The sequence below is a fragment of the Pseudomonas retamae genome, assembly GCF_043496865.1.
Classification (GTDB): domain Bacteria; phylum Pseudomonadota; class Gammaproteobacteria; order Pseudomonadales; family Pseudomonadaceae; genus Aquipseudomonas; species Aquipseudomonas retamae.
In genome coordinates this window covers 1-16418 of the sequence record NZ_JBIEIL010000018.1, presented here as the reverse complement: position 1 = coordinate 16418, position 16418 = coordinate 1, and the positions used below count along the sequence as shown (strand labels likewise).

Here is a 16418-nt window from a genome sequence, read left to right as displayed (position 1 = left end):
ATCCCGCGCCCGTTTTGCTCTTGAGGACTTATCTCGTGTCCAACGTCGTTGCCGATCATCTTGTATTGCTCGACCACCTTCGCAGTATCCTGGTCGCCGTAGGTGAGGCCGAACAGGTGCCCGAAGAAAGCCATGCGCTGTTCCTCGAGCGCTTCGACGAACTGCTGGCGTCCTTGCCGATCGACCCTATCGAAAGTCAATACCTTGGCCAGGACATCCTGACCCAGGTCATTACCCGCTACCCGCAAATCGCCCACCTCATCCCGCGCGACCTGCTGTGGTACTTCGCCGGCGACTGCCTGCACTATCTGTCCGACGAAGAAATCGACTTGTACCAGGCACTCGAAGAACGTCGCTACGAAGCCGAACAGAACGACGAACCGTTCGACTGGAACCAGGAAAAGCAACTGATGGCGATGTCCGCGCAGGACAGCAAGCACTGAGATTGCACTGGTCATGAAAATGCCCGCAATGGTGATGCCATGCGGGCATTTTTTTTGGTGGTTTAACAGGTGAACATAACGCTGGCTTTCGGCAAATGCGGATTCATCGATAAAAATCAAAAGCCCCTCACCCTAACCCTCTCCCGAAGGGAGAGGGGACTGACCGAGGTGGATGCGAGAGCTAAACCGACCTTCGATATCGAGTCGAACACAAAATTTGAAAAGCCCAAAGATCGGCTCCCTCTCCCTCGGGAGAGGGCTGGGGTGAGGGGCGAATCCACCGCAAACCCCCAAGCCAACCACCCGCCTCTAATCACTCAACAATGAGCGCAAGCTCGAGTGCCCTTGATCTTGCCTAACCGGCGACATCGGAAGGCTGAGTGGAGGGATCGATCCGGGCGTGGGAGCGCAGCGACCGTCTGGCGCAGCCAGACACAGCGGAAGGAGGTGCAGCGCAGCAAACCGTAGCCGCTGCGCCCGGATCGATCCCGCAGCGAAGGGACCCGAGCCTGCGAGGGCCGGACGCAGGAGCAAAGCCTTTTGGTTCCTTTTTGGCGTCTGAAAAAGGGACTCGCCGTAAGGGCGAAACCGCCAGCCGCAGCACCCGAAGCAACGGATATTCACCCAAAAACCCCAACAGTCTGGTCGGCCCAAAGGCCGCCAAGGCCAAAACAAAACCAGACAGAAAAATCAGAGCAATCCCTCCCCCTCCGGCAACTCATAAGCCATCGCCACATTCCCCCCAGCCCCCGACCTGCCCGGCCGCCCCAAGGTCGGCTCCTTCTGCAGACATTCCACCAGATAATCGATAAACACCCGCAGCTTGGGCGGCAAATACCGCGTCGGCGAATGCAACAACCACAACCCACCGTGGTACGACGCAAGAAAAGTCCACTGCGGCAACACCTGCACCACCAGCCCCTGCTCCAACGCATAACGCGCCGTGAAGTACGGCAGACTGCCAATACCAATGTGCTGCAACACTGCCTCCAGCCGCACACCCGTATGGTTGGCGGCATAGCGTCCGCGCACCCCGACCGTCACCGCTTTGCTGCCTTTCTTGAATTTCCAGCGGGCATCACTCGGGGTCTCGCCCAGATAAATACAACTGTGGTTGAGCAAATCATGCGGATGCGTCGGCGCGCCATGTTCGGCCAGATACTGCGGCGTCGCACAGAGCAAATGATCGATGGTCAGCAACTGTCGTCCGACCAGCCCCGCCGGCGGCCGATCGGTGATGCGAATCGCCAGATCGACATGATCATCGATCAGATCCACCTGTCGATCCTCCAGTAACAACTCGACATCGACCTTGGGATAACGCCGCAAGAACTCCGGCATGTGCGGGTGAATCACGAAGCGGCCCACGGCTTTCGGCACACTGACGCGTACCAGACCCTCGGCTTCATGAGTGAACTGGCCGCTGATTTCCATCACCGAGCGCGCGGCGCTGACCATTTCCTGACAGCGCTTGAAGACTTCTTCGCCACCGTCACTCAAGCGCAGCTTGCGCGTGGTGCGCTGCAACAAGCGCGTGGCCAGTGCCTTTTCCAGGCGGGAAATGCTGCGGCTCACCGCTGAGGGTGACGAACCCAGTTGCCGAGCGGCTTCAGAGAAGCTGCCGGTCTCCACGACCCTGACGAAAATCGCCATTTCTCCAAGTAAAGGTAGCGGCAAATTTATGCTCACAGCGCACAAGTCCTTTGATGTTTGAACGGATTATCACGCTATTACCCGATTCATATAATAAAAAAAGAAACTTTAATAAGGGCATGGAATATGACGCTTCGCCTCTTTTTCCATAGTGATGACCTCAAGGCCAATGTGGAAGTCCTCGACTGCACGCCCCAGGAAAATGAATTCGCCGTGGTCTTGCGCGCCACCCTGTTTCATCCGCAGGGCGGCGGTCAGCCCAGCGATACCGGTTGGATCGGCGAAAGCCAGGTATCACGCGTGGTGCAGGAGCCGGAGCGGATCATCCATTTTGTCGACCGGCCGGTACCGCTCGGCATGACCGTCATCCGCATCGACGAGCAATCTCGCCGCTTCAACACACGCATGCATTCGGCCGGCCACCTCATTGGGCATTTCATTCAGGCGCACGGCTGGACGCCGATCAAGGCTCACCACTGGCCGGACGAAGGTCGTGTGCAATTCAAACCCGGCGACGCCGCCCAGGAACTTGACGTAGCGGCCGTACAACAAGCGCTCGATCTATGGATCGCCGACGATCTGCCACGCCTGACCTCACTGCGCGAAGGTGCGCGGGAAATCAGTTTCGGTGACCTGCCCGCTTATGGCTGCGGCGGCACCCATGTACGCAGCCTGAAGGAACTGGGCAAAGTCACGATCACGTCCCTTTCGCAGAAGAAAGGCACGTTGTCCGTCCACTACAGCGTGGATTGAGGATTTCGAACGCTGCCGCACGCAGCGTTCGACGCCGGGGGACCGCATTCGCCGGTTCCGTTGACTATCGATAGATGGACCTAAGACATGATGCTAGACGTCGAGCGTCTCGATGAGACGTGCATAAAAAAACTGGCCAACGAAGAAGTCCTCGCCATCCGCGTCAAAAGCTTTCTGGCCGAGCCGCTGGCGATCGAGATTGGCAACAAGATCCTCGCACCCGGCTTTGAGGGTTACATCAACGCGCCGAGTATTGGCCGCATCGGCATGGCGTTTTACGAGGCGGAAAATCAGCCGCTGCTGATCGAGGATTACTTCGAGCGGGCGGCCAGCAACATCGCTGAATTACGCAATCGATGTGCGCCCTACTCTTCACCGATCGACACCTTGCGCTGCATGCTCGACGAATCCTGGCCGGCCGGTGCGCACCTGGAAAACCTCTACGGCCGCAAAATGTATGTCGGACTGTCACGGGTAGTGAAGCCGGGCGTGTGCTTCCTCGCCCATCACGACATCTTCGCCAAGGACGCCCCGGACAGTTTTCAGGCGCGCAGTCTGGAGGCGCAGTTCGCCTGCAACGTCTACCTGAACATGCCGACCGAAGGCGGCGCGTTGCAGATGTGGGACGACCGCATCACCCCTGACCAATTCGATGAGATGCGTGGCGACAGTTACGGCATCGACCCCGCCCTGCTCGGCCCTCCTGCTCTGGAGGTCCGGCCGCAACCGGGCGATTTCATCATGTTCAATTCGCGGCGCATGCACTCGGTGACCCCGGGCGTGGCTGATCCGCGTTTGAGCTTGTCGTTCTTTGTCGGCTATCGCGGCAATGCATCACCCCTGACTTACTGGAGCTGAAATGTATTCGAATTATCTGGGCGAATTTCTCGCGCTGGCGACCATTCACTTTCTGGCCGTGGTAGCTCCCGGCCCGGACTTCGCAGTGACCATTCGCCAGAGCGTGCGCTTCGGCCGGTTGGTCGGTATCTGCACAGCACTGGGCATCGGCGCAGGGATTTCCGTGCATGTGCTGTATACCCTGCTCGGCGTCGGAGCCTTGATGCACACCACGCCGTGGTTGCTCACCGTGGCCAAAGTGATCGGCGGTGCTTACATCCTGTACCTCGGTGTCAGCCTGCTGCGCAGCAAACCGAAATCGAGCGTTGAGGGTGAAAAGTCCACCGACGAGCCGCTGGTCGAACAAACGTTGTTCAAGGCCTTCAGCACCGGCTTTCTGACCAATGCCACCAACCCTAAAGCCACGCTGTTTTTCCTGGCGATCTTCACCACGATCATCAGTGCCAGCACACCGCTGCAAATCCAGGCGTTCTATGGATTGTGGATGTGTTTTGTCAACGCATCGTGGTTCGTGCTGGTTGCGCTGTTTTTCTCAAGCAACCGGGTCAGATTGCTGTTCATGCGCATGGGGCACTGGTTCGAACGCACCATGGGCGTGGTACTGATTCTGTTTGCCGGGCGATTGATGTTGTCCTGGTAAAGGGATACATCGCAAAAAAGGCCCGCCGAAATCGCTTCAGCGGGCCTTTTTGAGGATTTACATCGACGGCTCGCACGAATGCCGCGCAAACAAAAACGCCGATCATCACTGATCGGCGTTTTTGTGAATATGGAGCGGGAAACGAGACTCGAACTCGCGACCCCGACCTTGGCAAGGTCGTGCTCTACCAACTGAGCTATTCCCGCAATGGCGTCCCCTAGGGGACTCGAACCCCTGTTACCGCCGTGAAAGGGCGGTGTCCTAGGCCACTAGACGAAGGGGACACAGGCTACAACTTTCACTAATAAAAACGCCGCTCACTGAGCGGCGTTTCTAGAATTTGGAGCGGGAAACGAGACTCGAACTCGCGACCCCGACCTTGGCAAGGTCGTGCTCTACCAACTGAGCTATTCCCGCAAATGGCGTCCCCTAGGGGACTCGAACCCCTGTTACCGCCGTGAAAGGGCGGTGTCCTAGGCCACTAGACGAAGGGGACACGCTACCCGGAACACATGGTGTGTGTTTCGGTGTCCAGATCCGCATCAAAAGACTTGGTTCTGGTTTCACTCAGCACCGCCCGAAAGCACTGCCGTTTAAAACTGGAGCGGGAAACGAGACTCGAACTCGCGACCCCGACCTTGGCAAGGTCGTGCTCTACCAACTGAGCTATTCCCGCAAATGGCGTCCCCTAGGGGACTCGAACCCCTGTTACCGCCGTGAAAGGGCGGTGTCCTAGGCCACTAGACGAAGGGGACACACTACAACATTCACTCCCTGCTGCGCTTCGCTGTGTGCTTTACGCTGCAAGTGGCGCGCATTCTATGGATGGATTGAGGGGTCGTCAACCCCCAGATATAAATTTATTGAAATCAATAACTTCGCCCTGCTTTAGAGCGGCAGACGGGCTTTTCCGTCGTCCGATGTTTGACGCCTATATTCTGCCACGGGCCAAGGCGTTATAGTCCGCACAGTGATGGCAATCTGTACAGCAAACGCCAGCATTCATATAAACAGCGTGCGGCCGATACAGATTGAACTGCCGAACCGAATCGTCGAGTGGCGCTAGGCGGCCCTATGCCCAGCCACTACACTCGCATGCGAACCCTATAAAGAGGTCTTACCGGTGACACCACTCATGATCACCCTGCTTGTCATAGCCGGGATCGCAATTCTGATCGCCATTGGCTACATGAACCATGTGGTGGAAAACAACAAACTGGAGAAGGCCCGCACCAAAGTCGAACTCAACGACCGGCTGCGTCGCTGCGGCGAACTGACCGAGACCTTTCCCGGCCAGTTCATGACTCCGGCACTCAAGCTGCTGCTGACCCGTCTGGAACTGAACGTCTGCCAGCGCCTGCTGAACCTGGAAAAAACCAGCGCCACCACCAAAGCGCGCATTACCGAACTCAGCGCCTTGGTTGCCCAAGGCGAATCGATCCCGATCAACAACCCTCCGGCACCGATCATCACCGAAGCCAAGGCCAAAGACGTACGCTTCCTCCTCGAAGCCCTCCACGGCCAGATCACCCGCGCCGCCCACGACGGCTTCCTGCCACCGAACGAAGCCAAACACTGGGTTCGCGAAGTGCGCCACATCCTCGTCCTGCTGCACATTGAATTCTTCAACAACCTCGGCCAGCAATCCCTGCAACAAAACCAGCCCGGCCAGGCCCGCCTCGCCTTCGAACGCGGCGTGCAATACCTGCGCAAACAACAAGACCCGCAGATCTACGCCGAACAACTGCAATACCTGGAAAAACTCCTGGCCCGCGCCAACGCCCAAGTGATGGACAAGATCGCACCGGTCGAAGGCGAAGAAAACCAACTGACTACTGGCCTCAAAGACGTCGAGGCTGATGCGGACTGGAAGAAGAAAGTTATTTACGACTGATTGCAGAGATTGAAGAGAAGCCACCGCGAGGTGGCTTTTTTGTGCGATCGAGGGACGGAACCTGATAAAGAATTGCTCAACATGAGACCGCTTTCGCGAGCAGGCTCACCCAAACGCGTCGCTCCTCACCACTCCTACGATGAGCGGTAGCTCGAGTGCTTTTTATCTTGCCTTAATGCTGGAAATCAGTCTGAAAGATCAAAAGCCCCTCACCCTAGCCCTCTCCCAGAGGGAGAGGGGACTGACCGAGGTGTTTGGGCGAGGTACGCCACCTGAGATACCGAGTCGAATGCGAATTTTGAACGGCACGCAGATTGGCTCCCTCTCCCTAGGGAGAGGGCTGGGGTGAGGGGCGAATCCACCACAAATCCCAAGCCATGCGACGCTTCACACCACTCAACAATGAGCGTTAGCTCGAGTGCTGTTGATCTTGCGTCACCGGCGACATCGGAAGGCTGAGCGGAGGGATCGATCGGGGCGTGGGAGCGCAGCGACCGTCTGGCGCAGCCAGACACAGCGGAAGGAGGTGCAGCGAAGCAAACCGTAGCCGCTGCGCCCGGATCGATCCCGCAGCGAAGGAACCCGAGCCTGCGAGGGCCGAACGCAGGAGCAAAGCCTTTTGGTTCCTTTTTGGCGTCTGAAAAAGGGACTCGCCGTAAGGGCGAAACCGCCACCCGCCACACCCGAAGCAACGGATATTCACCCAAAACACTCAAAACACCCAAAGCATGGTCGGCCCAGAGGCCGCCAACGCTCAATCAAAGCCGAAAATGCCCAACCATGGACCGCAACTCCCCCCCCAACTGCGCCAGCTCAACACTCGAAGCCGCATTCCCGCGCATCGCGATGGACGACTGATCGGCACTCGCACGAATACTCGTGACACTGCGATTGATCTCCTCCGCCACCGAACTCTGCTCCTCTGCCGCCGCCGCGATCTGCTGATTCATCTGCTGAATCAACGACACCGCCACCGCAATGCTGCCCAGCGCGCTCTCGGTCTGCAACGCATCACTGACCGCCAGCTTCACCAGCTCGCCGCTGCTCTGAATCTGTTGCACCGACGCCTGCGCCGCCGAGCGCAACGCACTGACCAGCCTCTCAATCTCCTCAGTCGATTGCTGCGTACGCCGCGCCAACGCCCTTACTTCATCGGCAACCACCGCAAAACCCCGGCCCTGCTCCCCGGCCCGCGCCGCCTCGATCGCGGCATTCAATGCCAATAGATTGGTCTGCTCGGCGACGCTCTTGATCACCTCCAGCACCGTGCCGATATTCTGGATTTCGGCACTGAGGCTTTCGATACTCGAACTGGCCGAAGTGGCCGAGTCGGCCAACTGCTCGATCCGCGCCATGCTTTGACGTACCACCTGCTGGCCGCTCTCGACCTTGTCATCCGCGGTTTGCGCCGCCAGCGCCGCCTCCTCGGCATTGCGTGCCACGTCGTGCACCGTGGCGGTCATCTGGTTCATCGCCGTGGCGACCTGCTCGGTCTCTTCCTTCTGGCTACTCACTTCCAGATTGGTCTGCTCGGTGACCGCCGACAACGATTGTGCCGAACTGGCCAGTTGCTCGATTCCCGCCTGCAAACCGCTGACGATCTTGCTCAGCCCCGCGCCCATTTGCTGCATCGCGAGCATCAACTGGCCGATCTCGTCGCGTCGGTTCACGTGCACGCTGGCACTCAAGTCACCGGCAGCAATTCGCTGCGCCACTTGGATCACGCTGCGCAACGGCGCGACGATCAGCCGGGTGATGAACCATGCAGCAAGCACCCCGACCAGCAGCGCCAGGACCGAGGAGCCAATGATCAACAGCGAGTTTTTCTTCAGCTCAGCCTGCATCGCGGCGTCCTCGGCGAGGTAGGCCTGATTCACCCGCTCCACCACCTGATCAGCACGCTGATGCAATTGTGCGTAGACCGTTTTTTCCTGATCGAGCAAACCGGTGTATTCAGCGAGTTTGTCGTTGAAACCGGCGATATGCCCGGACACTTCGTTAAGCACGGTTAGATAGCCCTCGTCCTTGACCGTGGTTTTCAGTTCCTCGGCCTGCGTCTGCGCTTGTGCCGCCTGTTCGATGTTGCCCTTGCCGACGCTGTCGGCGTCGCCCTTGCGACTTTGATCGAGACGAACCCGGGCCTCATTCATTGCCTGCAACATCAGACGCGATACCTGGCTGACCTGATTGGCCTGCTCCATGAACTGCGCACCGTCCTTGCCCTCGGTATCCTTCAAGGTATAAGCACCGTCGTCGGCCAACCCGGCCTGCAGCACGTCAAGGTTATTGGCCACGCTGGATACCGACCAACTGGCCATTTCCAGTGCCAGATCCTTGGCCTGAGACAGCGAGACGAACTCATCGAACGCCTTACGATAGGCACCCAGCGACTGCTCGACATCGTTCATCACCGACACATTGGCCGGCGTGCCCGCCTTGAGCTCGTTAGCCAGGGCAACCAGACCGTCCACGCCTTCACGCAGGGCATCGGCCGTCTTCGGGTTGCCGTGCAAGGCGTATTCCTGTTCGAGCAGGCGCACCTTGAGCAAACCGCTATTGAGTGAGGACATCTGCTTCAGACCGTCGAAGCGCAGGCTGATGGTCTGCAGGGACCAGACGCCAATCGCCGCTACGAGCGCGGTCAGCAGCAGGACCAGCACAAACCCGACCCCCAGTTTCTTCGCCATACCGAGGTTGGCGAAACGTGCTTGCATGGCCGAATTCATTGCGCGTATCCCCTGCCATTGTCAGTAAAACGAAGAGTCGCAATGGCCACGAACCAGCACAAGTCTCTACCGTCGTAATAATGGCAAAAAGCTACAGTTGCGTCGTTTTCAGAACACTGGAGGTCGATCCGAACCGGTATTGCGAAAAAACTGTCGCGCCCGTGGATCACAGGCATAGGCCACATTGATCCGGTGCCAATCAGCGGACTCGCCACTGGGGCTGAATGCATCCGCATCCGCCAGCAGCACGCCACAACGCTCGGCCTGGCCGCGAACCGAGCGCTGATCGGTCATCCGCGCACGCGCCCAGATGAACAACCCGCCCGCCGGCCTGCCGAACACTTCCCAGTCGGCATCTTCCAGCGCCTGCAACGCAGCGGCGCGATCGGCATTCAAGCGCTGCCGCTGGCGCTGCACCAGCTTGCGGTAAGCACCACTGACCAACAGCGTCGCCAGCACCGCCTCGGAAAACCGCGACACCCCCAAACCGCTGACCATCTTGACCTGCGCCAGACGCCTGACCAGCTCACTGTCAGCGACCACAAACCCGACCCGCAACGAACTGCTCAGCGTCTTGGAAAAACTGCCCACGTAGACGACCCGACCGTCCTCGTCCAGTGCAGCCAGACGAGTACCGTTGCCGGTGTGCAAATCCGCGTAGACATCATCCTCGATCAAGCGCAAATCGTGAATCCTGCTCAATTGCAGAATACGGTGCGCCACGGCCGGCGACAGGCAACTGCCGGTCGGATTGTGATGATGACTGTTGATGAACAACGCCGCCGGCCGGAACTGCTGCAGCAACGCTTCGAGCGCTTCGACATCCGGCCCGTTCTGCGTGCGGCGGACCTCGAGCATGCATACACCATGCAGGCGCAGCAGATCGAACAGCGGCGCATACCCCGGCGTTTCAACTACCACACAGTCACCCGCCTTGAACAACGTGCGCACGATCAGATCCAGCGCATGACTGGCGCCGCCGGTGCTTAATAATTGTGAACTGCCAGCGTCGATATCCAGCAACTTCAAGCGCCGGACAATCTGCTCGCGCAGCGCCGGCAGCCCCAATGGCGTGCTGTAATTGAACAGACTGGCCATATCCGTGCGCGCCACCTCACGCAACGCATAACTTAGATCGTCCGGCTCGCGCCAGCTCTGCGGTAATCCACCGGAACCAAGCCTCAAGCCACCGCCAACATCGCAAAACGCATCGCACCCGCCATAGCGCCCGCCGAACGATTCCGGCTCAAACTCGGCGCCACGCGTCAACGGCGAGGCCGCGACTACAAAACCGGTGCCCTGGCATGTGCTCAGCACCCCCTGCGATACCAACCGCTCACACGCTTCGACCACACACGAATGACTGAGCAGATTACCCCGGGCAATCTGCCGGGCTGAGGGCAAACGAGTGGCGGGCGGCACGCCACTTTGCACAATCCATTCCGTCAGCCCATCAACGATCTGCTGCACGACCGGCACCATTGCCTGTCGATCAATTCTCAATTCCATGAGCAAGCAAACTCCCGTCCGTTTTTGCTGGTCGCAGTAAATCACAGCCACGCCGGACAGCCTGTGCGACAACGCCGCCAAAAGCGACCGATCTAACGACTTGATACACATTGTTTAAAGGGATACACGGAATTGGGCGAGCATCAACGCAAAGCCTTAAATCAAAAGCCCCTCACCCTAGCCCTCTCCCGGAGGGAGAGGGGACTGACCGAGGTGGATGTGACAGATAACGCCAACCTGCGATACCGAGTCGAACGCAAGTTTCAAACCAACCAAAATCGCCCCTTCTTCCTCGGGAGAGGGCTGGAGTGAGGCAGCCACACCATAAATCCAAAGCCAACCACCCGCTTCTAACCACTCAACAATGAGCGTTAGCTCGCGTGCTCTTGATCTTGATCTTGCCTAACCAGCGACATCGGAAGGCTGAGTGGAGGGATCGATCCGGGCGTGGGAGCGCAGCGACCGTCTGGCGCAGCCAGACACAGCGGACGTAGGTGCAGCGAAGCAAACCGTAGCCGCTGCGCCCGGATCGATCCCGGAGCGAAGGGACCCGAGCCTGCGAGGGCCGTACGTAGGAGCAAGCGTTTTTTGCTTACTTTTTTAGGCGCTTGTAAAAAAGTAAGTCGCCGTAAGGGCGAAACCGCCAGCCGCACCACCCGAAGCAACGGATATTCCCCCAAAACAAACCCCAAGAGCATGGTCGGCCCACAGGCCGCCACGCCCACAAAAAAAATCAGAACGCCGTAACCCCCCCATCTACCGCCAACGAATGTCCAGTAGTAAACGCCGCCCCATCACTGCACAAATACAGCACAGCACTGGCAATCTCCCCGACCGTACCAATGCGCCCCACCGGATGCATGGCATTGGCAAACTCACCCTTTTTCGGATCAGCCTCATAAGCACGACGAAACATATCGGTATCGATCACCGCCGGACACACTGCATTGACGCGAATTTTCTTTTTCGCATACTCGATCGCCGCCGACTTGGTCAGCCCGATCACCGCATGCTTGGACGCCGCATAAATACTCATCTTCGGCGCCGCCCCCAACCCCGCCACCGACGCCGTATTGACGATCGCCCCGCCGCCCTGCGCCAGCAGCAATGGCAACTGATACTTCATGCACAGCCAGACGCCTTTGACGTTGACGCCCATGATCGCATCGAACTCATCCATCGAACCGTCGGCCAGTTTGCCCTTCTCGATCTCGATTCCGGCATTGTTGAAGGCGTAGTCGAGACGACCGTAGGTATTGACGACCTCGTCCATCAGATTTTTCACATCGCTCTCGACGGTCACGTCGCAACGCACGAAGGACGCTTCGCCACCGGCAGTACGAATCAGCGCCACCGTGCCCTCGCCGCCCGCCGCGTCGAAGTCGGCAACCACCACTTTAAGGCCTTCGGCGGCGAACGCCTGAGCGGTCGCGCGGCCGATGCCGTTGGCCGCTCCGGTAACGACAACGACTTGACCGGAAAACGTCATGCTCATGCGGATGTCCTCGAACAGTTGGGAATGCTGGTATTGGCTGGAGCGCAGCATAGCCATGGCGCTCGATCGCGCGTCAGCACTATCCACACAGCGGTTATGCCCCCATGAACTGCAGTGATTAACCTATGCGGGCCACTATCATCGTAGTCGATTGAAGTGCATTCGCCGCATCAGCCAATCTTGCACCATGGCCGCCGAGCGTCTATCAACAAAGCTCCATTCCGTTCGAGTGCCAGTCATGACCAACCAGACCAATCGCCAGTTCCTGCTCGCCAAACGCCCGGTGGGTGCGGCCAGCCGTGAGACCTTTACCTATCAGGAAGTACCGGTCGGCGAACCGGCGGCGGGGCAGATTCTGGTGAAGAACGAATACCTGTCCCTGGACCCGGCCATGCGCGGCTGGATGAACGAGGGCAAGTCCTACATCCCGCCGGTCGGTATCGGTGAAGTCATGCGCGCGCTGGGCGTGGGAAAAGTCATTGCCTCGAACAATCCCGGCTTTGCCGTTGGTGACTACGTCAACGGCGCCATCGGCGTGCAGGATTATTTCCTCGGCGAGCCCAGAGGTTTCTACAAGGTCGATCCGAAACTGGCCCCGCTGCCGGTGTATCTGTCTGCGCTGGGCATGACCGGCATGACCGCCTACTTTGCTCTGCTCGATGTCGGCGCGCCAAAGGCCGGCGACACCGTGGTGCTGTCCGGTGCGGCTGGCGCGGTGGGCAGCGTCGCCGGGCAGATTGCCAAGCTCAAGGGCTGCCGCGTGGTCGGCATTGCCGGCGGTGCCGACAAGTGCAAGTTCCTCGTCGACGAACTGGGCTTTGACGGCGCCATCGATTACAAGAGCGAAGACGTGATCGCCGGGCTCAAGCGTGAATGCCCGAAAGGCGTCGACGTGTATTTCGACAACGTCGGCGGCGACATCCTCGACGCAGTGCTGAGCCGCTTGAACATGAAAGCGCGCGTGGTGATCTGCGGCGCAATCAGCCAGTACAACAACAAAGAAGCCGTCAAAGGCCCGGCCAATTACCTGTCGCTGCTGGTCAATCGCGCGCGGATGGAAGGCTTCGTGGTGATGGACTACGCCGCGCAATATGCGAGCGCCGCGCAGGAAATGGCCGGATGGATGGCCAAGGGGCAACTGAAGAGCAAGGAAGATATCGTCGAAGGCCTGGAGACGTTCCCCGAGACCTTGATGAAATTGTTCAACGGCGGGAATTTCGGCAAGTTGGTGCTGAAAGTCTAAACTCATCACAAAACCAATGTGGGAGCGAGCCTGCTCGCGAAGAGAGAGTGTCAGTCGACATCTGCATCGACTGACTCACCGCTTCCGCGAGCAGGCCCGCTCCCACATTCTGATCTTCAGTGAGGCTTAGGCGATCTCAGCCACAACCGAAGCCAGCGCCTGGGCCGGATCAGCCGCCTGGCTGATCGGACGGCCAATCACCAGATAATCGGAACCGGCATCCAGCGCCTGACGCGGGGTCAGAATGCGACGCTGGTCGTCCTGCGCACTGCCGGCCGGACGGATCCCCGGGGTCACCAGTTGCAACGACGGGTGCGCGGTTTTCAGCGCGGTGGCTTCCAGTGCCGAGCAAACCAGACCGTCCATCCCGGCTTTGTCGGCCAGTGCCGCCAGACGCAGCACCTGCTCCTGCGGCTCGATGTCCAGACCGATGCCAGCCAGGTCCTCACGCTCCATGCTGGTCAGCACGGTCACGCCGATCAGCAACGGTTGCGGGCCGCTGCGCTTGTCCAACTCTTCACGACAGGCCGCCATCATGCGCAGGCCACCGGAACAATGCACGTTGACCATCCACACACCCATCTCGGCGGCAGCTTTCACGGCCATCGCGGTGGTGTTGGGAATGTCGTGAAATTTCAAATCGAGGAACACTTCGAAACCCTTGTCTCGCAGGGTGCCGACGATTTCCGCGGCGCAACTGGTGAACAGTTCCTTGCCCACTTTGACCCGGCACAGTTTCGGGTCCAACTGGTCGGCCAGCTTCAGTGCGGCGTCACGGGTGGGGAAATCCAGGGCGACGATGATAGGAGTCTGGCAGGCGGACATGAATGGGCTCTCAGGCAGGTCGAAATCGGCGCGCATTGTAGCGGAACCGGCGGCGGCGCGGCACCCGATGATCGGTAAATCGTCGCCCCGGCGCTGATCAGCATAGCGCTCGCTGCTATTGTGTCGACTTCGATACACAGCCGACATGTCGCCAACATGCACCCGCATTAGCCTCGCCAGCCGCAACACGTTCTTACAACAGCACTTCCCGCCTCAAGGCCGGACGCCTATGCTGAAAACCACCACCTCGCAGCCCATCTTTTGTGGTTGGCGGCCAACTGGCAGACGAACAGCCCCATGCACAACACCCAAACGCCCCTGATGGATGAGCCCAAAGATGACAAGCGCTGGAGCATTCGTGCCCTGATCGTTGACGATGACGTGCCGATTCGCGAGTTGATGATCGATTACCTCGCCCGCTTCAACATCCACGCCAGCGGTGTCACCGACGGTGCGGCCATGCGCCAGGCGATGCAGGCCGAACATTTCGACGTCGTGGTGCTGGACCTGATGCTGCCCGGCGAAGACGGTTTGTCGCTGTGCCGCTGGCTGCGCGCCGAATCGGACATTCCGATCCTGATGCTCACTGCCCGCTGCGAACCCACTGACCGCATCATCGGCCTCGAACTCGGCGCCGACGACTACATGGCCAAGCCGTTCGAGCCGCGCGAACTGGTGGCCCGCATCCAGACGATTCTGCGCCGCGTGCGCGACGACCGCAGCGAACAGCGAGCCAATATCCGTTTCGATAACTGGCGCCTGAACAGCGTCATGCGCCAGTTGATTGCCGACAATGGCCTGGTGGTGCCGCTGTCCAACGCTGAATTCCGCCTGCTCTGGGTATTTATCGAACGTCCGCGCCGGGTGCTCAGCCGCGAACAATTGCTCGACGCCGCCCGCGGCCGCTCGATCGAAGCATTCGACCGCAGCATCGATTTGCTGGTGTCGCGCCTGCGGCAGAAACTCGGCGATGACCCGAAAGCGCCACATCTGATCAAAACCGTGCGCGGCGAGGGTTATCTGTTCGACGCACGGGACATCGGCTGATGCGGGCGCGCTTCGACACACTGTTCGGGCGCCTGTTCGGCGTGCTGTTCGCGGCGATCGTCCTCGCGCATCTGCTGGCGTTCACCTGGTTCCGTCTTTACGGCCCGCCTCCACCGCCACCAGAATTTACTCACGGTACCGAGAGGCAACAGCCGCCACCCGATCCGCGTTACCCGCCCCGCCCACCGCGTCCATGGTTCGGTGGCCCGGTGGTGCCGCTAACGTTCCAGTTCATTACCTTGATGATCGCCGCGTGGTACGGCGCCAAACTGCTCAGCCGGCCGATCCAGCGCCTGAGCGACGCCGCCGAACGCCTCAGCGAAGATCTCGACAGCCCGCCCCTCGACGAATCCGGCCCACGCGAAGCGCGACAAGCAGCATCTACCTTCAACCTGATGCAACGGCGTATCCGTGAACAGGTCCAGCAACGCGCGCGCATGCTCGGCGCCGTCTCCCACGACCTGCGCACACCGCTGTCACGACTGAAACTGCGCCTGGAAAACATCAGCGACGAAAAACTCCAGGGCCAGATGCGTCAGGATCTGGATGACATGATCGGCATGCTCGACGCCACCCTCACCTACCTCCACGAACAGCGCACCAGCGAAGCCCTGCAACTGATGGACGTGCAGGCGCTGGTCGAATCGCTGTGCGAAAACGCCCAGGACCAGGGTGCCGACGTACAGGTCAGCGGCCATTGCGCCCCGCTGCCAGTACAGCCGATGGCACTGCGTTCATGCCTCAACAACCTGCTCGACAACGCCCTGCGTTACGCCGGCCAGGCGCGCATCGAACTGCACGATCAACGCGAACAACTACTGATCCACGTAATCGACCATGGCCCCGGGATTGCCGAAGGCCAACGCGAAGCCGTGTTCGAGCCCTTTTACCGACTGGAAGGCTCACGCAATCGCAACTCCGGCGGCGTCGGCCTGGGCATGACCATTGCTCGCGAAGCGGCACAGCGTTTGGGTGGACAGTTGAATCTGCAAGAAACCTCAGGCGGTGGATTGACCGCCGTGATTCGCCTGCCGCGGACCTGAAAACACAATGGTCCCCGGTAGAAAGTAGAAGTATCTGGATGTGGCGGCTTGAGTTGAGCTGGCTGTTGCGGTCAGCCAATGAAAAGCCCCTCACCCTAGCCCTCTCCCAGAGGGAGAGGGGACTGACCGTGGGGGATTAGGGAGATACGCTGACCCGGGATATCGAGTTGAATCCAGCACTTGAAAGCACACCGATCGGCTCCCTCTCCCTCGGGAGAGGGCTGGGGTGAGGGGCGAATCCACCCCAAATCCCAAGCCAACCACCCGCTTCTAACCACTCAACAATGAG

The 16418-nt window shown here is 59.5% G+C and carries 13 protein-coding genes, 6 tRNA genes and 1 pseudogene; 8 read left to right on the top strand and 12 right to left on the bottom strand.

What is annotated here, in order from left to right; all coding sequences use genetic code 11:
* Positions 1-35 precede the first annotated feature (35 nt).
* Positions 36-443, top strand: coding sequence for a PA2817 family protein (locus ACGSLL_RS26260; RefSeq protein ID WP_258448364.1), 408 nt, complete (start codon positions 36-38; stop codon positions 441-443).
* A 690-nt stretch (positions 444-1133) separates the two neighbouring features.
* Here the strand turns inward: ACGSLL_RS26260 and ACGSLL_RS26255 are convergent.
* Positions 1134-2132, bottom strand: coding sequence for a LysR family transcriptional regulator (locus tag ACGSLL_RS26255; protein WP_394508451.1), 999 nt, complete (start codon positions 2130-2132; stop codon positions 1134-1136).
* A 90-nt stretch (positions 2133-2222) separates the two neighbouring features.
* Here ACGSLL_RS26255 and ACGSLL_RS26250 point away from each other — a divergent pair, with 90 nt between their 5' ends.
* The 3 genes from ACGSLL_RS26250 to ACGSLL_RS26240 all read left to right on the top strand — a co-directional run bounded on the left by ACGSLL_RS26250 (position 2223) and on the right by ACGSLL_RS26240 (position 4347).
* Positions 2223-2849: an alanyl-tRNA editing protein gene (locus ACGSLL_RS26250; protein ID WP_394508450.1), complete on the top strand. Its 627-nt coding sequence runs from the start codon at positions 2223-2225 to the stop codon at positions 2847-2849.
* Between the two features lie 87 nt (positions 2850-2936).
* On the top strand, positions 2937-3707 hold the full coding sequence (locus tag ACGSLL_RS26245) for a 2OG-Fe(II) oxygenase (protein ID WP_336356333.1): 771 nt from the start codon (positions 2937-2939) through the stop codon (positions 3705-3707).
* A 1-nt stretch (position 3708) separates the two neighbouring features.
* Positions 3709-4347, top strand: coding sequence for a LysE family translocator (locus ACGSLL_RS26240; RefSeq protein ID WP_394508449.1), 639 nt, complete (start codon positions 3709-3711; stop codon positions 4345-4347).
* Positions 4348-4477: 130 nt separating this feature from the next.
* Here the strand turns inward: ACGSLL_RS26240 and ACGSLL_RS26235 are convergent.
* The 6 genes from ACGSLL_RS26235 to ACGSLL_RS26210 all read right to left on the bottom strand — a co-directional run bounded on the left by ACGSLL_RS26235 (position 4478) and on the right by ACGSLL_RS26210 (position 5102).
* A tRNA-Gly gene (locus ACGSLL_RS26235) sits at positions 4478-4553 on the bottom strand.
* Positions 4554-4555: 2 nt separating this feature from the next.
* A tRNA-Glu gene (locus ACGSLL_RS26230) sits at positions 4556-4631 on the bottom strand.
* Positions 4632-4688: 57 nt separating this feature from the next.
* Positions 4689-4764, bottom strand: a tRNA-Gly gene (locus tag ACGSLL_RS26225).
* 3 nt (positions 4765-4767) lie between these two features.
* Positions 4768-4843, bottom strand: a tRNA-Glu gene (locus ACGSLL_RS26220).
* Between the two features lie 104 nt (positions 4844-4947).
* A tRNA-Gly gene (locus tag ACGSLL_RS26215) sits at positions 4948-5023 on the bottom strand.
* 3 nt (positions 5024-5026) lie between these two features.
* Positions 5027-5102 (bottom strand) — tRNA-Glu (locus tag ACGSLL_RS26210).
* Between the two features lie 380 nt (positions 5103-5482).
* On the opposite strand from ACGSLL_RS26210, the gene ACGSLL_RS26205 reads away from it, so the two are divergent.
* Positions 5483-6241: a hypothetical protein gene (locus ACGSLL_RS26205; protein WP_394508448.1), complete on the top strand. Its 759-nt coding sequence runs from the start codon at positions 5483-5485 to the stop codon at positions 6239-6241.
* A gap of 758 nt (positions 6242-6999) precedes the next feature.
* On the opposite strand, the gene ACGSLL_RS26200 is transcribed toward ACGSLL_RS26205, so the two are convergent.
* The 4 genes and pseudogenes from ACGSLL_RS26200 to ACGSLL_RS26185 all read right to left on the bottom strand — a co-directional run bounded on the left by ACGSLL_RS26200 (position 7000) and on the right by ACGSLL_RS26185 (position 11971).
* Positions 7000-7863, bottom strand: coding sequence for a methyl-accepting chemotaxis protein (locus ACGSLL_RS26200; RefSeq protein ID WP_394508493.1), 864 nt, complete (start codon positions 7861-7863; stop codon positions 7000-7002).
* Positions 7861-8085 (bottom strand): annotated as a pseudogene (locus ACGSLL_RS26195) (HAMP domain-containing protein); the annotation flags it as partial. The gene ACGSLL_RS26200 and the pseudogene ACGSLL_RS26195, both read right to left, overlap by 3 nt.
* Before the next feature lie 990 nt (positions 8086-9075).
* Positions 9076-10476, bottom strand: coding sequence for an aminotransferase-like domain-containing protein (locus tag ACGSLL_RS26190; protein WP_394508447.1), 1401 nt, complete (start codon positions 10474-10476; stop codon positions 9076-9078).
* Positions 10477-11209: 733 nt separating this feature from the next.
* On the bottom strand, positions 11210-11971 hold the full coding sequence (locus ACGSLL_RS26185) for an SDR family oxidoreductase (RefSeq protein WP_394507132.1): 762 nt from the start codon (positions 11969-11971) through the stop codon (positions 11210-11212).
* A gap of 238 nt (positions 11972-12209) precedes the next feature.
* On the opposite strand from ACGSLL_RS26185, the gene ACGSLL_RS26180 reads away from it, so the two are divergent.
* Positions 12210-13214 (top strand): NADP-dependent oxidoreductase, encoded by a 1005-nt coding sequence (locus ACGSLL_RS26180; RefSeq protein ID WP_394506933.1) that lies wholly within the window; start codon positions 12210-12212, stop codon positions 13212-13214.
* A gap of 126 nt (positions 13215-13340) precedes the next feature.
* Here ACGSLL_RS26180 and pyrF read toward each other — a convergent pair whose 3' ends face one another.
* Positions 13341-14039, bottom strand: a complete 699-nt coding sequence (gene pyrF, locus ACGSLL_RS26175; protein ID WP_208940177.1) for an orotidine-5'-phosphate decarboxylase — start codon at positions 14037-14039, stop codon at positions 13341-13343.
* 297 nt (positions 14040-14336) lie between these two features.
* Between pyrF and ACGSLL_RS26170 the strand changes: the two genes are divergently transcribed.
* Positions 14337-15086, top strand: a complete 750-nt coding sequence (locus ACGSLL_RS26170; RefSeq protein ID WP_394506932.1) for a response regulator — start codon at positions 14337-14339, stop codon at positions 15084-15086.
* Positions 15086-16129: an ATP-binding protein gene (locus tag ACGSLL_RS26165; protein WP_394506931.1), complete on the top strand. Its 1044-nt coding sequence runs from the start codon at positions 15086-15088 to the stop codon at positions 16127-16129. The genes ACGSLL_RS26170 and ACGSLL_RS26165 overlap by 1 nt, the downstream gene beginning before the upstream one ends.
* Positions 16130-16418: the final 289 nt, after the last annotated feature.

What these genes read in the sequence shown, in the direction of transcription:
- ACGSLL_RS26165 (WP_394506931.1), top strand. Translation starts at nt 15,086, where the DNA reads ATGCGGGCGCGCTTCGACACACTGTTCGGGCGCCTGTTCGGCGTGCTG.
- ACGSLL_RS26170 (WP_394506932.1), top strand. Translation starts at nt 14,337, where the DNA reads ATGCACAACACCCAAACGCCCCTGATGGATGAGCCCAAAGATGACAAG.
- ACGSLL_RS26190 (WP_394508447.1), bottom strand. Translation starts at nt 10,476, where the DNA reads ATGGAATTGAGAATTGATCGACAGGCAATGGTGCCGGTCGTGCAGCAG.
- ACGSLL_RS26200 (WP_394508493.1), bottom strand. Translation starts at nt 7,863, where the DNA reads ATGGGCGCGGGGCTGAGCAAGATCGTCAGCGGTTTGCAGGCGGGAATC.
- ACGSLL_RS26205 (WP_394508448.1), top strand. Translation starts at nt 5,483, where the DNA reads ATGATCACCCTGCTTGTCATAGCCGGGATCGCAATTCTGATCGCCATT.
- ACGSLL_RS26240 (WP_394508449.1), top strand. Translation starts at nt 3,709, where the DNA reads ATGTATTCGAATTATCTGGGCGAATTTCTCGCGCTGGCGACCATTCAC.
- ACGSLL_RS26185 (WP_394507132.1), bottom strand. Translation starts at nt 11,971, where the DNA reads ATGAGCATGACGTTTTCCGGTCAAGTCGTTGTCGTTACCGGAGCGGCC.
- pyrF (WP_208940177.1), bottom strand. Translation starts at nt 14,039, where the DNA reads ATGTCCGCCTGCCAGACTCCTATCATCGTCGCCCTGGATTTCCCCACC.
- ACGSLL_RS26245 (WP_336356333.1), top strand. Translation starts at nt 2,937, where the DNA reads ATGATGCTAGACGTCGAGCGTCTCGATGAGACGTGCATAAAAAAACTG.
- ACGSLL_RS26250 (WP_394508450.1), top strand. Translation starts at nt 2,223, where the DNA reads ATGACGCTTCGCCTCTTTTTCCATAGTGATGACCTCAAGGCCAATGTG.
- ACGSLL_RS26180 (WP_394506933.1), top strand. Translation starts at nt 12,210, where the DNA reads ATGACCAACCAGACCAATCGCCAGTTCCTGCTCGCCAAACGCCCGGTG.